Annotated in this window: 21 protein-coding genes; 17 read left to right on the top strand and 4 right to left on the bottom strand. The window is 62.0% G+C overall.

Annotated features, from left to right (window positions below; all coding sequences use genetic code 11):
- Nucleotides 1-10: 10 nt before the first annotated feature.
- The 8 genes from VA613_RS10450 to asnB all read left to right on the top strand — a co-directional run bounded on the left by VA613_RS10450 (nt 11) and on the right by asnB (nt 6,822).
- Nucleotides 11-643: an MlaC/ttg2D family ABC transporter substrate-binding protein gene (locus VA613_RS10450; RefSeq protein WP_324778954.1), complete on the top strand. Its 633-nt coding sequence runs from the start codon at nt 11-13 to the stop codon at nt 641-643.
- On the top strand, nt 640-918 hold the full coding sequence (locus VA613_RS10445) for an STAS domain-containing protein (protein ID WP_324778953.1): 279 nt from the start codon (nt 640-642) through the stop codon (nt 916-918). Before VA613_RS10450 ends, VA613_RS10445 begins: the two co-directional genes overlap by 4 nt.
- The gene (locus tag VA613_RS10440) at nt 915-1,823 is read left to right on the top strand and encodes an ABC transporter ATP-binding protein (protein ID WP_324778952.1); all 909 of its coding nucleotides are present in this window, start codon (nt 915-917) and stop codon (nt 1,821-1,823) included. Before VA613_RS10445 ends, VA613_RS10440 begins: the two co-directional genes overlap by 4 nt.
- Complete coding sequence (locus VA613_RS10435) at nt 1,820-2,575, top strand: ABC transporter permease (RefSeq protein WP_324778951.1); 756 nt, start codon at nt 1,820-1,822, stop codon at nt 2,573-2,575. Before VA613_RS10440 ends, VA613_RS10435 begins: the two co-directional genes overlap by 4 nt.
- A 49-nt stretch (nt 2,576-2,624) precedes the next feature.
- Complete coding sequence (locus VA613_RS10430; protein WP_324778950.1) at nt 2,625-2,861, top strand: BolA family protein; 237 nt, start codon at nt 2,625-2,627, stop codon at nt 2,859-2,861.
- 6 nt (nt 2,862-2,867) lie between these two features.
- Nucleotides 2,868-4,121 carry a UDP-N-acetylglucosamine 1-carboxyvinyltransferase gene (gene murA / locus VA613_RS10425; protein ID WP_324778949.1) on the top strand — a complete coding sequence of 418 codons (1,254 nt, stop codon included), beginning with the start codon at nt 2,868-2,870 and terminating at the stop codon, nt 4,119-4,121.
- Nucleotides 4,122-4,304: 183 nt separating this feature from the next.
- Nucleotides 4,305-4,958 (top strand): ATP phosphoribosyltransferase, encoded by a 654-nt coding sequence (hisG, locus tag VA613_RS10420; protein WP_324778948.1) that lies wholly within the window; start codon nt 4,305-4,307, stop codon nt 4,956-4,958.
- Nucleotides 4,959-5,007: 49 nt separating this feature from the next.
- Entirely contained in the window at nt 5,008-6,822 is a 1,815-nt protein-coding gene (asnB, locus tag VA613_RS10415) for an asparagine synthase (glutamine-hydrolyzing) (protein WP_324778947.1), read from the top strand.
- A 6-nt stretch (nt 6,823-6,828) separates the two neighbouring features.
- Here the strand turns inward: asnB and VA613_RS10410 are convergent, their stop codons facing one another.
- From VA613_RS10410 to VA613_RS10395, 4 genes are read right to left on the bottom strand one after another with little or no spacing between them, the layout of a single operon-like run.
- Entirely contained in the window at nt 6,829-7,977 is a 1,149-nt protein-coding gene (locus VA613_RS10410; RefSeq protein ID WP_324778946.1) for an O-antigen ligase family protein, read from the bottom strand.
- Nucleotides 7,974-9,011, bottom strand: a complete 1,038-nt coding sequence (locus tag VA613_RS10405) for a CgeB family protein (protein ID WP_324778945.1) — start codon at nt 9,009-9,011, stop codon at nt 7,974-7,976. The genes VA613_RS10410 and VA613_RS10405 overlap by 4 nt, the downstream gene beginning before the upstream one ends.
- Nucleotides 8,948-9,874 (bottom strand): glycosyltransferase family protein, encoded by a 927-nt coding sequence (locus VA613_RS10400; protein WP_324778944.1) that lies wholly within the window; start codon nt 9,872-9,874, stop codon nt 8,948-8,950. The genes VA613_RS10405 and VA613_RS10400 overlap by 64 nt, the downstream gene beginning before the upstream one ends.
- A complete protein-coding gene (locus VA613_RS10395) occupies nt 9,850-10,881 on the bottom strand; it encodes a class I SAM-dependent methyltransferase (protein WP_324781238.1) in 1,032 nt (343 codons plus the stop codon). Before VA613_RS10395 ends, VA613_RS10400 begins: the two co-directional genes overlap by 25 nt.
- Nucleotides 10,882-11,216: 335 nt before the next feature.
- Here VA613_RS10395 and gmd point away from each other — a divergent pair, with 335 nt between their 5' ends.
- The 9 genes from gmd (at nt 11,217) to VA613_RS10350 (ending at nt 21,023) form a co-directional block, all read left to right on the top strand.
- Entirely contained in the window at nt 11,217-12,335 is a 1,119-nt protein-coding gene (gmd, locus tag VA613_RS10390) for a GDP-mannose 4,6-dehydratase (RefSeq protein WP_324778943.1), read from the top strand.
- 272 nt (nt 12,336-12,607) lie between these two features.
- Nucleotides 12,608-13,957 (top strand): flippase, encoded by a 1,350-nt coding sequence (locus VA613_RS10385; protein WP_324778942.1) that lies wholly within the window; start codon nt 12,608-12,610, stop codon nt 13,955-13,957.
- The gene (locus VA613_RS10380) at nt 13,933-14,856 is read left to right on the top strand and encodes a hypothetical protein (protein WP_324778941.1); all 924 of its coding nucleotides are present in this window, start codon (nt 13,933-13,935) and stop codon (nt 14,854-14,856) included. The genes VA613_RS10385 and VA613_RS10380 overlap by 25 nt, the downstream gene beginning before the upstream one ends.
- Nucleotides 14,853-16,097 (top strand): protoporphyrinogen/coproporphyrinogen oxidase, encoded by a 1,245-nt coding sequence (locus tag VA613_RS10375; protein ID WP_324778940.1) that lies wholly within the window; start codon nt 14,853-14,855, stop codon nt 16,095-16,097. Before VA613_RS10380 ends, VA613_RS10375 begins: the two co-directional genes overlap by 4 nt.
- A gap of 133 nt (nt 16,098-16,230) precedes the next feature.
- The gene (locus VA613_RS10370) at nt 16,231-17,169 is read left to right on the top strand and encodes a UDP-glucuronic acid decarboxylase family protein (RefSeq protein WP_324778939.1); all 939 of its coding nucleotides are present in this window, start codon (nt 16,231-16,233) and stop codon (nt 17,167-17,169) included.
- A complete protein-coding gene (locus VA613_RS10365; RefSeq protein WP_324778938.1) occupies nt 17,162-18,079 on the top strand; it encodes a glycosyltransferase family 2 protein in 918 nt (305 codons plus the stop codon). Before VA613_RS10370 ends, VA613_RS10365 begins: the two co-directional genes overlap by 8 nt.
- Nucleotides 18,080-18,099: 20 nt before the next feature.
- Nucleotides 18,100-18,897, top strand: coding sequence for a class I SAM-dependent methyltransferase (locus tag VA613_RS10360; protein WP_324781237.1), 798 nt, complete (start codon nt 18,100-18,102; stop codon nt 18,895-18,897).
- Between the two features lie 20 nt (nt 18,898-18,917).
- Nucleotides 18,918-20,039 carry a glycosyltransferase family 4 protein gene (locus tag VA613_RS10355; RefSeq protein WP_324778937.1) on the top strand — a complete coding sequence of 374 codons (1,122 nt, stop codon included), beginning with the start codon at nt 18,918-18,920 and terminating at the stop codon, nt 20,037-20,039.
- Between the two features lie 12 nt (nt 20,040-20,051).
- On the top strand, nt 20,052-21,023 hold the full coding sequence (locus VA613_RS10350) for a GDP-mannose 4,6-dehydratase (RefSeq protein WP_324778936.1): 972 nt from the start codon (nt 20,052-20,054) through the stop codon (nt 21,021-21,023).
- Nucleotides 21,024-21,042: the final 19 nt, after the last annotated feature.

The raw sequence follows: 21,042 nt of genomic DNA, 5'->3' as shown, positions 1-21,042 counted from the left end.
GAATCCAGTTATGTTGCGTATCCTTCTTCTGCTACTTGCGATGCTGGGCGTCGCCGCGGCCCCGGCGCAGGCGGCGGACACGCCGCCCGATGTGCTGGCGCGGACCACCACGCAGGAGGTGCTTGCCATCCTCAAGAAGGACAAGGACATCCGCGGCGGCGACATGAGCAAGGTCTACCAGCTCGTGGAGGCCAAGATCCTGCCGAATTTCGACTTCAACCGCATGACGCAGCTGGCGGTCGGCAAGCACTGGCCGCGCGCGACCGCCAAGCAGAAGCAGGCGCTCGTCACCGAGTTCCGCAACCTGCTGGTGCGGACCTACTCCGCCTCGCTGACGGCGTTCACCAACCAGAGCGTCGAATTCAAGCCCCTGGCGATGAAGCCGGGCGACACGGACGTGACGGTGCGCTCCCAGATCATCCAGCCGGGCGGGCAGCCGATTCCGATCGATTACAGCATGTACCAGACCAGCTTCGGCTGGAAGGTCTACGACGTCACCATCGACGGCGTCAGCCTGGTCACCAACTATCGCACCTCGTTCGCCGCCACCATCCGCCAGAGCGGCATCGACGGCCTGATCAAGACGCTGGCGGACAAGTCTGCTCATGTGGCCCCCGCGCCGGCGGCCCGCTCCGGCTCGTGATCGCGTGTGACGAAGCGACCTGCCGCATCGCCGGCGCGGTGACGGTCGACAGCGTCGGGAACCTGCTGCGGGCGCTTCAGCCCCACCTCGCGAAGGGCGTGTCGACGCTCGACTTCGGCGCGGTGGAGGCCGTCGACTCGGCGGCGCTGGCGCTGATCTTCAGTGCCATGCGACAGGCAAGCCAGGCCGGCCGCACGCTGAGCTGCACCGGCCTGCCGCCGAGCTTCACCACGCTCGCCGAACTCTACGGCGTGGCCGACCTGTTGCCGGCATGAGCGAGGCGACGCCCGCGATTCACATCGGCGACCTGCGCAAGCGCTTCCGCACCACCCAGGCGCTCGACGGCGTCTCGCTCGATATACGGCAAGGCGAGTTCTTCGGCCTCCTCGGGCCCAACGGCGCCGGCAAGACGACGCTCATTTCCATCCTCGCCGGGCTGACGCGCGCCGACGCGGGGCAGGCCGCGGTCATGGGGCACGACGTGGTGCGCGACTACCGCCAGGCGCGCCGCGCGCTCGGCGTGGTGCCGCAGGAACTCGTCTACGATCCCTTCTTCAACGTGCGCGAGACGCTGCGCATCCAGTCCGGCTATTTCGGTCTCAGGCACAACGAGGCCTGGATCGACGAGATCATGCATCACCTCGACCTGGCCCGGCACGCTGACAAGAACACGCAGAGCCTGTCCGGCGGCATGAAGCGCCGCCTGCTGGTGGCGCAGGCGCTGGTGCACAAGCCGCCGGTCATCGTGCTCGACGAGCCGACCGCCGGCGTCGACGTCGACCTGCGCCGTTCGCTGTGGGAATTCATCAGCCGCCTCAACGGTGAGGGGCACACCGTCCTGCTGACCACGCACTACCTCGAGGAGGCCGAGGCCCTGTGCGGCCGCATCGCGATGCTGAAGAGCGGCCGCATCGTCGCCTGCGATACGACGCGCAACCTGCTGCAGCTGACCAACGAGCACTGCGCGCAGCTGCGGCTCGATGCCGAAAGCATCCCGGCCGCCTGGCAGGGGCGCCTCGCGCGTGACGCCGACGGCTGCTGGCGAATCAATTTCGGCGACTACGCCGAGCTCGAGGCGCTGCTCGCCGACCTGCGCGGCGGCGGCATCCGCGTGCTCGAGATGCACCTGCAGGAGCCGGATCTGGAGGATGTCTTCACCGACATCATGAAACGGACATGAGCGGGTTATCGGCGCTGTTCCACAAGGAGCTGCTGCGCTTCTGGAAGGTGGTGGTGCAGACCGTCGTCGCCCCGGTGGTGACGGCGCTGCTCTACCTGCTGATCTTCTCGCACGTGCTGGAGGCGCACGTCCAGGTCTATCCCGGCGTGTCCTACACCAGCTTCCTGGTGCCGGGCCTGGTCATGATGAGCATGCTGCAGAACGCGTTCTCGAACAGCTCGTCCAGCCTCATCCAGTCGAAGATGCAGGGCAACATCGTCTTCGTGCTGCTGCCGCCGCTGTCCTACCTGGAGTTCTTCCTCGCCTACCTAGGCGCGGCGGTGATCCGCGGCCTGATTGTGGGCCTCGGCGTGTGGGCGGTGACGCTGTGGTACGCGCCGTTCCAGCTGCCGCATCCGCTCTGGATGCTGGCGTATGCGCTGCTGGCCTGCGCGATCATGGCAGCGGTCGGCATCATCGCCGGCATCTGGGCGGAGAAATACGACCAGCTGGCGGCCTTCCAGAACTTCCTGATCCTGCCGCTGACCTTCCTCTCCGGGGTCTTCTACTCGATCCATTCGCTGCCGCCGTTCTGGCAGGCCGTGTCGCGCGTGAATCCCGTGTTCTACCTGATCGACGGCTTCCGCTATGCCTTCGTCGGCCAGTCCGATACCGACCCCGGGCTCGGCCTGCTGGTCGCCGGGGCCTGCTTTGTGGCAATATCCGCCCTCACTCTGGCGCTTCTGCGAAGCGGCTACAAACTCAGGCACTAGCGCCTCCCGGCTCATGGGGGCGCATCGAATCAAGCGAGGCAACGAACCCATGGTTACCCCCGACGACATCAAAGGCTGGATCACCGAGAAGCTGCCCTGCGACTACATCGAACTGGACGGCGACGGCCAGCATTTCCAGGCGGTGATCGTCAGCGCCGCCTTCACCGGCAAGAACATGATCCAGCAGCACCGCCTGGTCTACGACGCGCTCGGTACCCGCATGCATGCGCAGATCCACGCGCTGTCGATGAAGACCTATACGCCCGACGACTGGGCCAAGCGCTAGGCCTTCATGGATTCCCTGCTCATCCACGGCGGCAACCCGCTTGCCGGCGACGTCCGCATTTCGGGCGCCAAGAATGCCGCGCTGCCGATCCTGACGGCGAGCCTGCTCACCGCCGAACCGCTGAAGCTCGGCAACGTGCCGCACCTCAAGGACATCAGCACGATGCTGGCGCTGCTCGGCCACATGGGCGTGCGCGTCACGCTCGACGACCGCAACCAGGTCACGCTCTCCGGCGAATCGATTCCGCACAAGGAAGCGCCCTACGAGATGGTGAAGACCATGCGCGCCGCGATCCTCGTGCTGGGGCCGACGCTGGCACGCTTCGGCGAGGCGCGCGTCTCCCTGCCGGGCGGCTGCGCGATCGGCTCGCGCCCGGTCGACCTGCACATCAAGGGCCTGCAGGCGATGGGTGCCGACATCGCCATCGAGCACGGCTACATCCACGCGCGCTGCAAGCGCCTCAAGGGCGCGCGCATCATGATGGACGTGGTGACCGTGACCGGCACCGAGAACCTGATGATGGCCGCCGCGCTGGCCGAAGGCACGACCGTGCTGGAGAACGCCGCGCGCGAGCCCGAGGTCGTCGACCTGGCGCGCTGCCTGATTGCCATGGGGGCGAAGATCGAGGGCGCGGGCAGCGACGTCATCACCGTCCACGGCGTCGACCGGCTGCACGGCGCCGACTATTCGGTGATGGCCGACCGCATCGAGACCGGCACCTTCCTCGTCGCCGCCGCGATGACCGGCGGCCGCGTGCGCACGACACATACGCAGCCCGACACGCTCGATGCGGTGATCGCCAAGCTGCGCGAGGCGGGCGCCCGGGTGAGCGTGGGCGATGACTGGATCGAGATCGAATCGGACGGCAAGCTGCAGGCGGTCGATGTGCGCACCGCGCCGCACCCGGCTTTCCCGACCGACATGCAGGCGCAGTTCATGGCGCTCAACACCGTCGCCGAGGGCGCGGCCAGTGTCACCGAGACGATCTTCGAGAACCGCTTCATGCACGTGCAGGAACTGCGCCGGCTCGGCGCCAACATCGAGGTGTCCGGGCATACCGCACTGGTGCGCGGGGTCCCGCGCCTCGACGGCGCCACCGTCATGGCGACCGACCTGCGCGCCTCGGCCTGCCTGGTGCTCGCCGGGCTGGTCGCGGCGGGCGAGACCACCATCGAGCGCATCTACCACCTCGACCGCGGCTACGAGCGCATCGAGGAGAAGCTCACCCAGCTGGGCGCGCGGATCAAGCGGGTGCATTGAATGGGCATCCTGGCAACCGTTCGGGCTGCGCCCTTCGATTCGCTCAGGACCGGTCCTGCCGAACGCCTCAAAGCCGTTCGGGCTGAGCTTGTCGAAGCCCCTTTGCGATCCAGGCAGCGCTTCGACAGGCTCAGCGCGAACGGATTGTTGTCAGCGCCTGTGAATTAGGAAATCGCGATAACCATGAGCACCACCGGCATCACGCTCGCCCTCTCCAAGGGCCGCATCTTCGAGGAAACGCTGCCGCTGCTGGCGGCGGCCGGCATCACGCCGACCGAGAATCCGGAGTCCTCGCGCAAGCTCATCATCGGCACGAACCGCGACGACGTGCGCCTCATCATCGTGCGCGCGAGCGACGTGCCGACCTATGTGCAATACGGCGCCGCCGACCTCGGCATCGCCGGCAAGGATGTGCTCAACGAGCATGGCGGCAGTGGCCTCTACCAGCCGCTCGACCTGCAGATCGCCAAGTGCCGCATGATGGTCGCGGTGCGCGAAGGGTACGACTATGCGGGAACGGTGAAGCAGGGCGCGCGCATCCGCGTCGCCACCAAGTACGTCAATGCGGCGCGCGACCATTTCGCCAGCAAGGGCGTGCACATCGACCTCATCAAGCTGTACGGTTCGATGGAACTCGCGCCGCTCGTCGGGTTGTCTGACGTCATCGTCGACCTCGTCTCGACCGGCGGCACGCTCAAGGCGAACGGCCTCGTTGCAGTGGAACACATCAGCGACATCAGCTCGCGCCTGGTGGTGAACCAGGCCGCGCTGAAGCTCAAGCGCGCCCTGATCCAGCCGGTGATCGATGCATTCGCGTCCGCCGTCGCGTCCCGCTGACGCGCACCGTTCCTGCGGCAAACAAAACCGGCGCGAGGGACCCTAGGCCATGTGCGGCATCGCGGGCGTCGTGACGGTCGATGCGGTCGAGCCCGAGCTGCTCGACGGCATGGCCCGGCGCCTCGCGCACCGCGGGCCGGACGGCCAGGGGCGACACGTCGCCGGCAACGTCGGGCTGGTGCATACGCGACTCGCCATCATCGACCTCGAAGGCGGCGCGCAGCCGCTATACAACGAGGATCGCAGCCTCGCGCTCGTCGCCAACGGCGAAATCTACAACTACCGGGAACTGCGCGCCGAGCTCGAAGCGCTCGGCCACCGCTTCGCCACGCATTCGGACTGCGAGACGATCCTGCATGGCTACGAAGCCTGGGGGACCGCCTGCCTCGATCGCCTGCAGGGGATGTTCGCCTTCGCGCTGCACGACGCACGCCGCGGCGAAGTGATCCTGGCGCGCGACCGCCTCGGCATCAAGCCGCTGGTTTACTGCCACGACGGGCGCGGGCTGGCGTTCGCTTCCGAGATCAAGGCGTTGCGGCCCTGGCTGCGCAAACCTGCGGTCGATCCGGACGGGCTTGCGCAGTTCCTGCAGAGCAACTTCACGACCGGACCGCGGACCCTGGTCGCGGGCGTGGCGAAACTGCTGCCCGGCCATCTCGCGCGCGTCGACACGCGCACGCTGAAAATCGAACTGCATGCCTACTGGTCGCCGCTTCAGGTCGCGCCGCTCGACGTGAAGCTCGACGACGCGCTCGAGCGCTTCGATGTCCTGATGCGCGACGTCATGGATATCCACATGCGCGCCGACGTGCCGCTCGGGCTGTTTCTTTCCGGCGGGGTCGACTCCTCGCTGCTGGCGGCGCTCCTGGCGCAGCGGGTCGCGGAGCCGCTGCGCACCTTCTCGGTCGGCTTTCCCGGCAGCTCGGTGCACAACGAGCTCGACGCCGCGCGTCGCATCGCCGAGCAGTTCCATACCCGCCACAGCGTGTTCGAGGTCAGCGCCGACGCCATGCTCAACTGCCTGCCGCGCAGCGTGTGGGCCGCGGACGATCTGACTGCCGACTATGCGAATCTGCCGGTGTCGATGCTCGCCGAGCACGCCGGCCGGGAACTGAAGGTCGTGTTCTCGGGCGAGGGGGGCGACGAGGTCTTCGCCGGCTACGGGCGCTACCGCGCGCCGTGGCTCCGACGCACCCTGGCCGCACTGCGCGCGCCCGGCAGCGGCGGCTTCCGCACCCGCGGCATTTTCGATCGCGTGCCCTCGGCGGTGTTCCAGTCGCCACTCGCGCAGGCCGTGACGCGCTGGCGGGAGCCATTCCGCGACGCCTGGCAGCGCACGCCGGAAACCTGGTCGCGCCTGCAGCGCATGCAGTACGTCGACATCGGGACCTGGCTGCCGGACGACCTGCTCGTCAAGGCCGACCGCATGCTGATGGCGTGGGGGATCGAGGGCCGCGTGCCGTTCCTCGACCATCGCGTCGTCGAATTCGGACTCGGGCTGCCGGACGCCTGCAAGATCGAAGGGCGCACCGGCAAGCGCTTCCTGCGCCTGTGGGGCGAGCGCTACCTGCCGCGCGACCATCTGTGGTCGCGCAAGAAGGGCTTCACCGTTCCGGTGGATGACTGGCTGCGCGGCGAGCGGCTGCAGAAGCTGCTCGATGTGCTGCCCCGCGCGGCGGGCATCCGCGCCTGGTTCGAGCCGGTGGAAGTGCGCAGGCTGCTGCTCGCCCAGCAGCAGGGTGCGAAGCACAGCACCGCGCTGTGGGCGATGCTCAACTTTGCGATATGGCATCGCATCCATATCGAGGCCGACGCCGAGAAGCCGGCCGACCAGGTCGATCCCTTGTCGTTGCTGGGCGGGTGACCCCGGTCAGGAACCGCGATTCGCGTCCGCCGGGGGAAGCCTTTGGGAGTAGATCAGGCCGAGGAAGCACGAGACCATCGCGATGAACTTGAAGCTGGCGAACTTCAGGTCGAACTGGCCCATGACCAGGAACGCGGTCAGCCCGCCGATTCCGGCATACAGCACCGGCCCGCGCGCATAGTTCTGTCGAAAAAGAAAGGCAGCCAGGCGGTAGGCGATGGCGAGAAACGCCGTCAAGCCTACGACGCCGGTCGAGACGAAGATTTCGAGGACGACGTTGTGTGCGGTCAGCGTAGGGAGCCCCGACGCGACGAGCAGATCCTTCACGTAGTTGATGCCATAGCCGAACCAGGGGTGATGGGCCACCGTCAGCGACCAGAGCCCCTTCCAGATCACCAGGCGCGCCCCCACCGTCCCGTAGCCGAACCCCTTGACGTCGACTGCAGATATGAGGACCAGAACGGCCGCGCCGGCGGCGAGCACCAGCGCGATCCGGGTGCGTCGGCCGATGTGTGCCTGCAGCAGAACGATCCAGGAAAACGCGGCCGCGACGCCGAGCCATGAACCGCGCGAATTCGCCAGCACGAGCAGAACGAGCAGACTGCCGAAGGCAATGGCGAAGGCGAGCAGGCGCCACGCCCGGTGGGACGCCATCCGCGAGGGGAAAAGCATGGCTACCAGAAACAGGTGGGCGGTGAGGGCGACGGCAACGTTGTTCGGGTTGTCGTAGTAGCCGTAGAACGCCTGGCTGCCGTCAAATACCGGGAATGCGAAATTGACCACGCTGAACGCGAGGCCGACGAGCAAGGCGGGTGTTTGCGGAGTGCCGCTGCTCAGCCGGGTGCCGAGCCAGAGTGCGGGAAGAAAGACGAGCACCCCCCGCAGGATGTCGTAGGCGCCCTTGGCCGAACGGGAGGGGTCGGTCGAGATCACCGAGAACGCGGCGACATACAGGGCGAACAGCACCGCGATACGCTTCAGCTCGGGCGCGATGTGGAACGTGGACCGCTGGAACCAGGCGAGCAGAAGGGCCGGCAGCAGGAGAACGGTTCCGTATTTGGGCAACTGAATGGCAAAAAGGGCGAGCGCCGTCAGCAGGACCGCCAGCGCGTCCGTCGCATGGTTTGCTTCAATCTTGAGTACGTCCGTTTTCATGATGTCAGTCCGAAATCGCGCAGGATCGTTCTTGCGCGATGCGCGCAGGTGTGCTGGGACTGCACCCGGGACAGCGCAGCGGCACCGATGCGTTGGGCAAGCGCAGGGTCTCGCCGGACGCGCATGCAGAGATCCTGCAGTTCTTCACTGTTGTGGAACACCAGGACTTCCTTTCCCGGCTCGAAGCACCGATCGAGATCGGCGAGCGCGTCATGCAGAACGGGGGTGCCGCATGCTGCCGGCTCGAAACTGCGCTGGTTGAGTCCTTCGAACACGTTGAGTTCGTTGCACATGTTGAGCACGGCCAGGCTTCCCTGATACAGGCGCGGCAGCCGCTTGCGCGCGAGCCAGCCGTCGTGAATTTCGTGATGCGATGGCCCGAGGGCGCCCCAGCGGCGTCCATAGACGGCGATCGGTGTTTCGACCTGCCGCAGAAGCTCAAGCCGGTGCTGCGTCGGAACGGCGACGAAGACGATGCGGTTAGTTCGTTCCGCATTGCCGGGGCGAAACAGCCGGGCATTGGCTGCATGCGGAAGATAGCATCCGTTGTCCGGAAAGCCGAACTGCCGTGCTTCGGCGAGAAATCCGCTGTCGGTGTAGTACACGCGATCCAGGCGGCTAGCCATGATGCCCGCAGAAGCGTCGAAACGGTCGCCGACCCAGCCCGCCAGCGGGATCCCATGCATGCGCACGACGTCCGCCAGCGCCGGCTGCGCCCAGTAGGCCGACATGAACAGCACGAGTTGCGGCGGAAAGGTGCCCAACGCCGCATCGAGCTGGCGTGCGAGATAAGCGGTGAGTGCGGATTGCCCCCGCAGCTTTGCGATGCGCGCGCGCATCGCCGCCACGGGCGTGTTGCCGTTCAGCGCGAACAGGCGCGATACCGTGCCGGCGTCTTCGAAGCCATCGCGGGCATCCTCGAGCCATTGGACCAGGCTCCGGGTTTTTCCGACCAGCAGAATGCGCGGCTTCACGAAGGCTCCCACGGCTTGCATCGCGTGTCCCGGCGGATGCCGTCGCGGAATCCGCGCCACATGGCGCGTACCTTGGCGAGCCCATCCTTCTCGTACAGCAGCACGTGAAGGCTTTTCCTGAGCTGCTTCGCGAAAGTACGCAACAGCCAACCCGCACCGGACTGGCCGGCCTCGGCCTGCAGGATCAGGCTGTTGCGAACCATCAGGTAGCGCCGCCACGCCGGATGATTGCTTACCCATATCCGATGGCCGAGAATGCTGCGCGAGGTGGCATGCCCCACGGCGTGCTGCATCAGGGGCTCGCAGGAAGCGTAGACACCGTAGCCGAGGTTCCTCGCGCGATGGCAGAAGTCCGTGTCGACCAGATCCATGAAGAATTCTTCCCGGAAGGGGCCGATGGCCTTATAGGCTTCGAGTGAGAGCAGCGTGCCGGAGATGATGACGGCCGTCTGTGCGGCGACTTGCTCCCCATCGGCGCAGTGCAGGGCGGGGCGATCGCGGTGGCGGTCGATGTAATTGGTGCCCAGCAGTGCGGGGCGATCGGATGCCGCCAAATCGCGCCACAGGGCAAGGAGCGTGGAGGCCAGCGCCGGGTCCGGGTCGCTGTTCTGGTCGAATAGGATCGCGCATGCGAACCCCTCGCGCAGGGCTGCGTCGAGACCGGCGTTGAGTCCGCCGGCCACGCCGCGGTTGTTCGCGTTGCGCAGAAGCACGACGTTGGCCTGATGCGCTGCGGCTTCGATCGCGCCGATGGCCGGCCCGGTGGTGGCGTTGTCGACCAAGAAGACCTTGCCGGCCTGCGCCGCAATCCGGGCAACCCTCGACGGCAATCCGTCGTCGGGAAAGTAGCTGACGACGACGGCGCAGAGTCGCCCGGTGTCTGCCGGGGGGGCCAATGTCACTTCGTTGCCCGCAGCACGCATTCTTCGCCCGAGTCCGGATCGAATTTCAGGTATTGCTGGGCCCACAACTGAAAGGCGGTGCCGGCCAGCAGCCTGGCGACGTCCGGCCGGGCGGCCATGTCGACACGGCCGTGTGTCTGGATGGCCAGGCTGGGGGTCGAGAACGTAGCTGCATGGGCGGCCGTCGTCCACGTCCGTACTGTGCCGAATCCGCTCTTTCGGGCGACGGCCGCGAGGGTGCGTGACGAGAAGAGGAAAAGGTGCCGGGGGGCGTCAAGTCCATACCAGTTTGTGCCAAACGTCCGATGGCCGAGCCCCAGCGCGTTGGGGGTCGTCACCGAAAGCACTCCGCCGGGCCTGAGCAGGCGGTGCGCCTCCGCAAGCAGCCCGACGGGATCGTGAACGTGCTCGATCACGTGGCTCAGAACGATCGCGTCGTAGGAGTCGGCTGCAAGCTTGAGGTCGGTGACGGGGCCTTCATGGATGGTCAGCCCGAGACGGTCGCGCGCGTATCGTGCTGCCTGGGCATCGACCTCCTGGCCTTCAGCCCGCCAGCCGCGGTCGCGAAATTGCGCGAGACGGCGACCGTTGCCGCACCCGATTTCGAGCAGGCGCCCCGGCTTGATGTCGTCCAGGTACATGAGGTCGCCGGCACGGCGCGCCTTTTTCTGGCCCGAGCTCGATTGCCACAGCTTGCGCAGGAGGCGCCCGCGAAGCTCGGCGGCGCGCGAAAGGAAATCCGTGCGTGGCCGGGGGTGCGAAGAGCTGTCGTGGGTGAAGTAATCGGCGTAGGCCTTGCCGATATCCCGTGGCGTAGGGCGAGGGTCGAGCCACAGGAGGCCGCACGCGTCTGACTGGCATTGCCGGATCCGCCATTGGCCCGGTACCCCGTAGAGACGATCGGTCAGTCCTTCATGCAACACCGTGCCCTGCGAGCGACACAGCAGGCACAGTGGAATCTCCTCTAACTCTAGATGGCTTTCCATCTGGTTCTCGGTGGGCGGAGGCAGTTCCGGATGATCCGACATGGTGTTCACGCCTGCGCAAGCAGGGGTTCAGGTTGTTTGGCCGATGAGAAGACGGCATCGCCGCCGGCCCATATTTGTCGAGCCCGCAATTGTAAACCTGCCAGTTGAACGTGGGCTCAGGCACCGGGACATCAGCGACGCCTGCAAGGTGGGAAAAGTGCAGGGAGGGCTGCATGCGATGGACGATATAATCTAGGCACTTCGAAGGCTGAACATGGAGTTCCGATGGACGGATGTCCATGTGCCGCATGTATCCCACTGGGGGCTGGCCCTTAGCCCGGGAAAATGTTCTGCCAAGAGGCAGTGCAACTTTTTACTTGTTAATGGTCTTTCCAATGAAAAAAGCCCTCATCACCGGCGTCACCGGCCAGGACGGCGCCTACCTCGCCGAGTTTTTGCTGGGCAAAGGCTACGAAGTGCACGGCATCAAGCGCCGCACCTCGCTGTTCAACACCGACCGCATCGACCACCTGTACCAGGACCCGCACGAGAAATCGCGCCGCTTCATCCTGCACCACGGCGACCTCACTGATTCGTCCAGCCTCATCCGCATCATCCAGCAGGTCCGGCCCGACGAGATCTACAACCTCGCCGCCCAGAGCCACGTCGCCGTCAGCTTCGAAGAACCCGAATACACCGCCAACTCCGACGCCTTGGGCGCCCTGCGCATCCTCGAAGCCATCCGCATCCTCGGCCTCGAAAAGCAGACCCGCTTCTACCAGGCCTCCACCAGCGAGCTCTTCGGCCTCGTCCAGGAAATCCCCCAGAAGGAGACCACCCCCTTCTACCCGCGCAGCCCGTACGCCGTCGCCAAGCTCTACGCCTACTGGATCACCGTCAACTACCGCGAAGCCTACGGCATGTATGCCTGCAACGGCATCCTCTTCAACCACGAAAGCCCGATCCGCGGCGAAACCTTCGTCACCCGCAAGATCACCCGCGCCCTGGCCCGCATCAAGCTCGGGCTACAGGATTGCCTCTTCCTCGGCAACCTCGACGCCAAGCGCGACTGGGGCCATGCCCGTGACTACGTCGAAATGCAGTGGCTCATGCTCCAGCAGGACCATCCCGAAGACTTCGTCATCGCCACCGGCGTCCAGTACAGCGTGCGCGACTTCGTCAACGCCGCCGCCAGGGAACTCGGCATGGACATCCGGTGGGAAGGGCAGGGCGTCGACGAGAAGGGCTACCTTGTTCACCCCTCACCCGCGAGTGGGGGAGGGGCAGGGGGAGAGGGCCGCTGCATCGTCGCCGTCGACCCGCGCTACTTCCGTCCCACCGAAGTCGAGACCCTGCTCGGCGACCCGAGCAAGGCCAAGGAAAAGCTCGGCTGGACGCCGAAGATCAGCTTCGACGAACTCGTTGCCGAGATGGTGCGCGAGGACCTCAAGGCTGCCGAACGCGACGAACTCGTCAAGAAGCATGGCTACAAGGCCATGGACTATCACGAGTAACGGGGGGCAAGGATCAGACTGGCCATCGGTCGATAGGCGTTGTTATGGTGCCCTTCCTAGCGCGGCTACGCTCAGAGTTTGGAACGGACGACCGATCGCCGAGGTGGACGACACCCGAGCGCACGATAATGCGTGTGTTTCCCGAGATATTTCGATACGAAACGTGAGCCCGCAAAATTGACCCCTAACCTAAGCCCCAAGAGCGGCGCTCACCCTTTCAGCCGCCTTTTTCCTCATTATCTACGGCATGCATCGGGCTTCTTGAGAGACCTGTGCGCAACCTGAAATCCTTTCTAAGCGAGCAACGCGCGCGCATGGGGAGCCACCAAGGCTTTCGACGTTATCTTGCCAATACCTCCTGGTTATTTGCAGAACAAGTTGCGCGCATAGTTGCGGGCCTTTTCGTCGGAATTTATGTGGCCCGCTATTTAGGGCCGGCTGAATTTGGCGTTTTCAGCTACGCGGTGGCATTTGTGGCGCTGTTCGGGGCAATTGCCAAGTTGGGCTTAGATGGGGTCGTGGTGCGCGATCTTGTTACCCATCCGAACGAGTCTGGCGCGTATGTCGGGACCGCTTTCTGGCTTAAGGCAGTTGGTGCCCTTCTGAGTCTCGCATTGATTGCTCTATCCCTTAGATTCACCGGGAATGGGGCCCAGCTAAATCTCTATATTCTTATAATCGCGGCTGGGCTCCTGTTTCAAGCGTTCGACGCCGTAGATTTCTATTTTCAGTCTAAGGTCCTTTCACGATATGCATCGATTTGCAAGCTGGCCCAGCTTGCCGCGTCATCTTTCTTGAAGCTTTATCTTATCGCGGTTCAAGCGGAACTGTTTTGGTTCGTCCTTACAAGTTTGGTTGACCAGATTTTTCTAGGCGTAACCCTGTGGATTGCCTATAGGCAGCAGAAGGTCGGGAGTCTCTTCAGGTTTTTTGATCAAAGAAAAGCCGCGGCGATGTTAAGGACAAGCTGGCCACTGATTTTGTCCGGAATCGCGGTCAGTCTCTATATGCGAATAGATCAGGTTATGATTAAAGAAATGCTTGGGGAGCGTGAGGTCGGCCTGTATTCGGCTGCAGTGCGCCTTTCCGAGGCTTGGTACTTTGTGCCTGTCGTAATCTGTAACTCTCTTTTTCCAGCAATTGTGAATGCGCGGCGAATTAGTGATTCTCTGTACCAGGAAAGGCTGCGGAGGTTGTCTGCCGTGCTTTCATGGACCGCAATCGCGATTGCGCTGTTCACGAGCTTCACAAGCGAACGGATAATCACGATGCTTTTTGGCATCTCGTTTGCCGGAGCTGGCTCGACGCTCGCCATCCACATGTGGGCCTCACTGTTCGTGTTTTTTGGGGTGCTTACATCGAAATGGCTGCTCGTAGAGAATCTTCCTAGGTACTCTTTTTTACTGACGCTGATCGCAGCTTTGATAAACATCGCGATGAATCTGGTTCTAATTCCGCGATATGGCATTGCAGGTGCAGCGCTGGCGACTCTCTCTGCACAGGCCATAACGACGCTTCTTGTGCTGCTCATTCTCAAACGAACGCGACCTCTGCTGTACGTGTTCTTCCGCGGCCTTAACTTTTTCGGTGTTCTGAAATGGCGCAAGCAGATAGAGGCCTAAAGATCCTCGTAGCGGTAACTTTTCGTGATTTCAATGGATCCGAGAACGAGAAGATCCAGCGGCTCTTTATTGAGAGCCTGCGGAATCAGACCTACAAAAACTGGAGGATGGTCGTAACGGTCTTCAATGAAAAGTTCGTGGAAAGAGAGGTCTCGGCATACCCGATTGACGCCAGTTTCTATTCGAGCGGCCCCGTCAGCGGGTACAGGTTTTCGCTCACAGACGTTCTGCTGAATGCGGTCAGCGAGGCCTCCAAGTGTGACGAACGCACCATCGTTGTATGGACGACGTGCGATATTCTGCTCGAACCGAATTTCTTTGAGGAACTCGTAAGAAATCGAACCGATAATTTTTTTGCAATTTCGCATCCTCATCTAACATATCGTGATGTTGAGGATTGGGGCGCCGCGCGGGCTGTGCCTGCCTCCCTACGGTCAGGGATCGATCTTGTGGTCATGGATGGCCAGATCTTCCAGAGCGGGCGGAATGTCGACGCAATAAAAAAATACAGGTTTACCGATTGGGGGATTTTCGAGCACTTTCTTGTTGGGTTGGCAATTCTCAACAAAGGGCCGAGGATCAATTTGTTCGGCACCGCCAACATATCCAAAATCGAAAATGACCGAGTCGTGGGGGAAGAGACAAATCGGTGGCTTGCGGAATGCTGGAGAAGGAACAAGGTTCCCTTGACGCAGTTCATCGCTGACCATGATCTGTCTCACGAGTTGTTGGATTTGACGTATTGCGACCTGCAATTTTCCGTCCTCAAGAACAAGCGCGCATTCTATTTAATGTTCGCGCGCGACCTTATGCGCTATGTCAAGGATGCTGGACTTCGTAAGCTATCTCGGCGGTTGCCTGGGGCCCTCAAGGGACTAATCAAAAAGGTCGCGGAATGAGAATTGGGATTATCGGTGCAGGTGTGTCGGGCTTGGCGGCGGGAAGAATGCTGGCCAGGCACCATGAAGTAGAAATCTACGAGCGCAACGAGTTCATTGGTGGAATCGCGGCCGCCCGGATGGTGGACGGTGTTCCTTACCACGTTACCGGTGGGCATTGCCTGAACTCAAAGAATTCGAAGGTCATGGAGTTTGTCCATCAGGTATTGCCAAAAAAGAATTGGCATCCTGTCGAGCGAATCGCGAAGATTTCGTTCAGAGGCCACCTGATTGACTATCCAATCGAATTCTCTATGCGGCAGATTGCAGAATTCGACCGGGAATTGGCTTTTCGAATGACGAGGGATTTTTTATCCACGAGTGACCGTCCGGCGGCGAATCTAGAAGAATGGTTCCGAATCAAGTTCGGTGACTCCCTGGCGGAAGAATATTTCATTCCATACAACGCAAAGATTTGGGGCAGGCATCCTTCCATGATGAGTCCGGACTGGGTTGACGGGAAACTTCCACAGCCGAACAAGCAGAACTTTTTTAATGGGCTGATCTCCTCCGAGAAAGACGAAATGCCGCATGCATATTTTTATTATCCGGAGGCCAACACGCAAAACGCATTCTTGGATGCGATGGCGGAGGGATTAGAGATTTTTCGCGGCTATGAAGTAAGCCAGCTGGAGAAGGCACCGGGAGGAGGGTGGCGGGTGAATGGGGACCGGCGCGTTGACGCAATCATCAGTACGGCCCCCCTGAATTTGATCCCTTTTCTCATTGCAGATAGCCCCAGCGACGTTAAGGCGGCCGCGGGACTGCTTCGATACAACAAGGTCAGCAACGTTCTGTGGGAGTCAGAGGAGGTTGAGGCGACCTGGACGTATTTTCCTGAATCGTCCACGGTGTTTCACAGGCATATCCATATCGGGAATTTCTTGCGGCCAAGGTTGGGCTATACGATTACCGAGGCGGTTGGTGACCAGCCTCGTGAACTTCTGGAGGCAGAGGGAAAGCAGTTCGGATATTTGAAAAGGGCTGTCGACTTCCATGTTTCTGATCATGCCTACGTCGTTTTCGATGAAAACTATTCAGAGTCAGTCAAGAAGATTAAGGCCTACTTGACTAACGTCGGCATCCACACGCTCGGAAGGTTTGGCGAATGGGAGTATTACAACATGGATATCTGCATCGAGAAGGCGATGCAGCTCGCGGCTCGTTTGGGGGATATGGCGCCTGAAAATGACGCCTCATGAGAGGACGTGAGAGGCCAGATATCGTCGGCAGGGCTCTATCCCTTTCTCGCGTTCTTGCTCTGCGGCGGGCGGAAGGCGAGCCTTGCCGGTGCCCGTAATGATCAATTTCGAACACTCTTGAGGAATAAATTCCGTGATAAAAACTCTGGTCACTGGTGGTGGTGGGTTCTTGGGCTCGCACCTGTGCGATCGGCTCATCAAGGATGGCGCCGACGTTCTATGTGTCGACAATTTCTTCACCGGCAGCAAACAGAACATCGCGCATTTGATCGGGGAGCCCTACTTCGAGCTGATGCGGCATGACGTCACCTTTCCCTTGTACGTCGAGGTCGACCGGATCTTCAACCTGGCGTGTCCTGCGAGCCCGATCCATTATCAGTTCGACCCCGTGCAGACGACCAAGACCAGTGTCCACGGTGCGATCAACATGCTCGGACTCGCGAAGCGCGTGAAGGCGCGGATTTTTCAGGCCTCGACGAGCGAAGTATATGGCGATCCCGAAATACATCCGCAGCAGGAAAGCTACTGGGGGCGGGTGAATCCGATCGGACCACGGGCGTGTTATGACGAAGGAAAGCGTTGTGCCGAGACGCTGTTCTTTGACTACTACCGGCAGCACGGACTGGATATCAAGGTCGTGCGGATATTCAATACTTATGGCCCCCGGATGCATCCTAACGACGGACGCGTGGTCAGCAACTTCATCGTTCAGGCGCTGAAGGGAGAAGACATCACGATCTACGGCGACGGCCAGCAGACCCGCTCCTTCTGTTATGTCGACGACATGATCGAAGGTTTCGTCCGCATGATGAACAGCGACGACGGCTTTACCGGGCCGGTCAACATGGGAAACCCTGGCGAGTTCACGATGCTCGAGCTTGCCGAGCGCGTGCTGAGATTGACGGGCAGCAAGTCGAAACTCGCTTTCCATCCGCTCCCGACGGACGACCCCAAGCAGCGACAGCCGGATATCAGCCTTGCGCGAGAGAATCTCGGCTGGGAGCCGAAGGTTTCCCTGGAAGATGGACTGAAGGAAACCGTTGCCTATTTCCGGAAGACCTTGAATGTCTGACTGGAAGCTACAGACGCCCGTTGCCTTCATTATCTTCAATCGCCCTGACACGGCCGAGCGCGTCTTCGCCGAAATCGCAAAGGCGAGACCGCCCAAGCTTCTCGTCGTGGCAGACGGGCCGCGCGAGAACCGAAGAGGGGAGGCGGAGAAATGCGCTGCAACCCGGTCGATCATCGAACGGGTGGATTGGGATTGCGAGGTCCTGACGAATTTCTCGGACGTGAACCTGGGGTGCAAGCGGCGCGTCTCCAGCGGGATCGACTGGGTGTTCGAGCAGGTCGAGGAAGCGATCATTCTCGAAGACGATTGCTTGCCAGACCCGACGTTCTTCAGGTACTGCCAGGAGCTGCTTGAGCGCTATCGGCACGACCAGCGCGTGGGGATGATCAGCGGCGATAATTTCCAGTTCGGTCGCCGCCGCAACGACGACAGCTACTACTTCTCCAAGTACGTCCATATCTGGGGGTGGGCTACCTGGCGTGACCGATGGGCCGGCAGCTACGATGTGGCCATGGCGACGTGGCCGCGCGTCCGGGACGAGGGGTGGCTGCCCGACATGCTGGGGAACACGCGGGAGGCAAGGTTCTGGCGCAAGGTCTTTGAACGTGTCTATCAGGGCGGAATCGATACGTGGGATTACCAATGGGTGTATGCCAACTGGCGGGAGGGCAGGTCGACTATCCTGCCGGCCACAAACCTGATCTCCAATATTGGATTCGACGCAAACGCAACGCACACGACCGGCGTCAGCGAGCTGGCGAATCTCCAGACCTTTCCGCTCGATTTTCCCCTGAAGCATCCGGTCGGAATGATCAGAAACACGCAAGCTGACGCTTTCAGCGAAAAGAAATGTTTTCGCGTGCCACTGGCAAGGCGGCTGCGAAACAAACTTGCCGGGTTTTTCAGGTGACAGTCGGAGACTATTTGAAGGTGGACGGCGGCTGCCCGGTTTGCTCTGGTTCGATGACGCACTGCTTTTCGGCAGAAGTCCTCGGCAAATACCAAGCCGATTACGAAGTATGCGGCGCATGCGGGTTCCTGCGCGCGCGCGATCCGCATTGGCTGGAGGAGGCATACTCAAGCGCTATTGCTGCGGCCGACACAGGGCTGGTGGCGAGAAATTTCGCCGTCGCGTGCAAGCTAGCCGGGGTGCTTTACTTGGCCTTGGGAGAGCGGGGGCAGGGGCGTTACCTGGACGCCGCCGGCGGCTATGGCATGCTGACCCGTCTCATGCGCGACTTCGGTTTCGATTTTTATTGGGCCGACAAGTACTGCAGCAATGTCCTCGTGCCAGGGTTTGAATATAGGCAGGAGGACGGTCCGTGCAACGCGGTTACCGCGATCGAAGTATTTGAGCACTTGACCGATCCCGTCGCATTTGTCGCCGAGACACTGAAACTTTCTGGCGCACGCACTCTGATCTTCACGACCGAGCTTTATGAAGGCGACCCCCCACGGCCCGACGCCTGGTGGTATTACACCTTCGCGACAGGTCAGCACATCGGCTTCTTCAAGCATCGGACCCTGGAAACGCTGGCCGAGAAGATGGGCCTTCATTTTTCCAGTGCCAATGGAATTCACATCCTGTCGGCGCAGCGGATCAACGAGCGACTGCTGCGCGTCGTGACGGGGCGCTGGGTTTCCCGAATCGCCCCGCTATTCGTGCGCAGGGCGCTCGGGTCAAAGACGATGAGCGACCATCAGCTCATGTTGCAGAGAATTGGCTGATTGGACGTGGCATTGAGAACATGAAAATCGCCTACGATCCGCAGATCTTCTGCGGTCAAGTCTACGGGGGGGTGTCGCGTTATTTCTGCGAGCTCGCCAGCCGCCTTGCAGGCGAGCCGGGGGTCGACGTGTCGATCATGGCGCCCCTCTACGTCAATGCCTACTTGCGGCACCTGCCGCCCGGCCTGGTAAAGGGATTTCGCGGGCCCCGGACCGACCGCTTCAAGTCGGTCTATGCGCGCCTGTTCTTCCGTGCTGCCGGCATGGCCATCGGTGATCTCATGCTGCGTGCGAACTCGCCTGACATCGTGCACGAGACATACTTCTTTGCGTATGCTCTGGGGCCGCGGCGGGCGCGGCGCGTGCTGACCGTCTATGACATGATTCACGAACGCTTCCCGGACGATTATCCGCTTGGCGACAAGACTGCGAGGCACAAGGCCGCAGCCGCCAAGCGTGCGGATCATGTCATTTGCATATCCGAATCGACTCGGCGCGATCTCATCGAGATCGTGGGATTGGCTCCGGAAAAGACGTCGGTCATCCATCTGGGATTTGACCTCATGAAGGGAGGGCCCGCTGCCGCCGCGGAACAGGGGCGGCTTGTCAGCGAGCCCTATCTCCTTTACGTCGGGAATCGACGTGGATACAAGAACTTTCTCGGCCTTCTGAAGACATACGCATCGTCTCGACAGCTTCGGACAGGCTTCAAATTGATCTGCTTTGGCGGCGGGCCGTTTACCGAGGAGGAGGTGGGGGTGATGGCCGCACACGGTCTGTCCGAGGGACGGGTGCAACAGATGGGCGGGGACGACGACCTGCTGGCCCGCCTTTACGAGCATGCCAGCGCGTTTGTCTATCCGTCCCTCTATGAAGGCTTTGGCATTCCGCCGCTGGAAGCGATGGCCCATGATTGCCCCGTGGTATGCGGGAATACGAGTTCCATCCCCGAGGTGGTGGGGGACGGAGGGGAATATTTCGATCCGGCCGACGTGGATTCGATGCGCGAAGCGATCGAGCGCGTGGTGGGATCCGATGCGCATCGCAGGACCCTCGTCGAGAAGGGGCGCGCGCGCCTTGGCCACTTCTCATGGGACCGATGTGCTGCGGAAACGCTGGATGTCTACAGAAGGCTGGCTTGAGGCAGAACGAACATGCGACGGGCATTGATTTGCGGGATCTCGGGGCAGGATGGGGCCTATCTGGCACGGCTGCTTCTCGATAAGGGCTACGAGGTCTGGGGCACGTCGCGCGACGCGCAGGCGTCTTCATTCGCCAACCTGGCGCGCCTGGGGATACTCGATCGCGTCAGGACGGTATCGATGGCGACCAACGATTTCAGAAGCGTGCTGCAGGCGATCACGCAAAGCGCACCGGACGAAATCTATAACCTGGCGGGCCAGAGCTCGGTCGGCCTCTCGTTCGACCAGCCTGCGGAGACGCTCGAAAGCATCGCCACGGGCACGCTCAATCTTCTTGAGGTCATCCGCTTTCTTGGCGCGAAGGTCCGGTTCTACAACGCGGGCTCGAGTGAATGTTTTGGCGACATCGGGGCCGGGGCGGCTGACGAAAATGCGCACTTCCATCCACGCAGTCCATATGCGGTCGCGAAATCGACGGCGCACTGGCTGGTGGACAATTACAGGTCTGCCTACGGGCTGTTTGCCTGTACCGGCATTCTGTTCAATCACGAGTCCCCTTTGCGCCCGACCCGCTTCGTGACCCGGAAGATCGTCCGGGCGGCGGTGCGGATTTCCAGGGGAGCGACCGAAAAGCTGACGCTCGGCGATATGGGAATCCAGCGGGACTGGGGCTGGAGCCCCGAATACGTTGATGCGATGTGGCGCATGCTGCAGACGGATCGACCGGAGGACTTCGTGATCGCAACCGGTGAGTCGAATTCTCTCGAAGAATTCGTCGCTGCCGCCTTTGCCGAGATTGGCCTCGATTGGCGCGAGCACGTGGTTCAGGATCCGAAGCTCTTTCGGCCGTCGGAGATTCGCTACAACTGCGGCAATGCCGACAAGGCGCGCCGGATCCTGGCCTGGACAGCCCAGAAGAAGATGCGGGACGTCGTCGGCGAGATGGTCCGGCACGAGCTTGAGGCCGATGGAACGGTGATTTGATCGTGCACGTACAAAGGGA

It is taken from the genome of Thiobacillus sp. SCUT-2, assembly GCF_035621355.1.
In the GTDB taxonomy this organism is placed as follows: Bacteria; Pseudomonadota; Gammaproteobacteria; order Burkholderiales; family Thiobacillaceae; genus Thiobacillus; species Thiobacillus sedimenti.
This window is presented reverse-complemented; position numbering and strand designations above follow the sequence as displayed.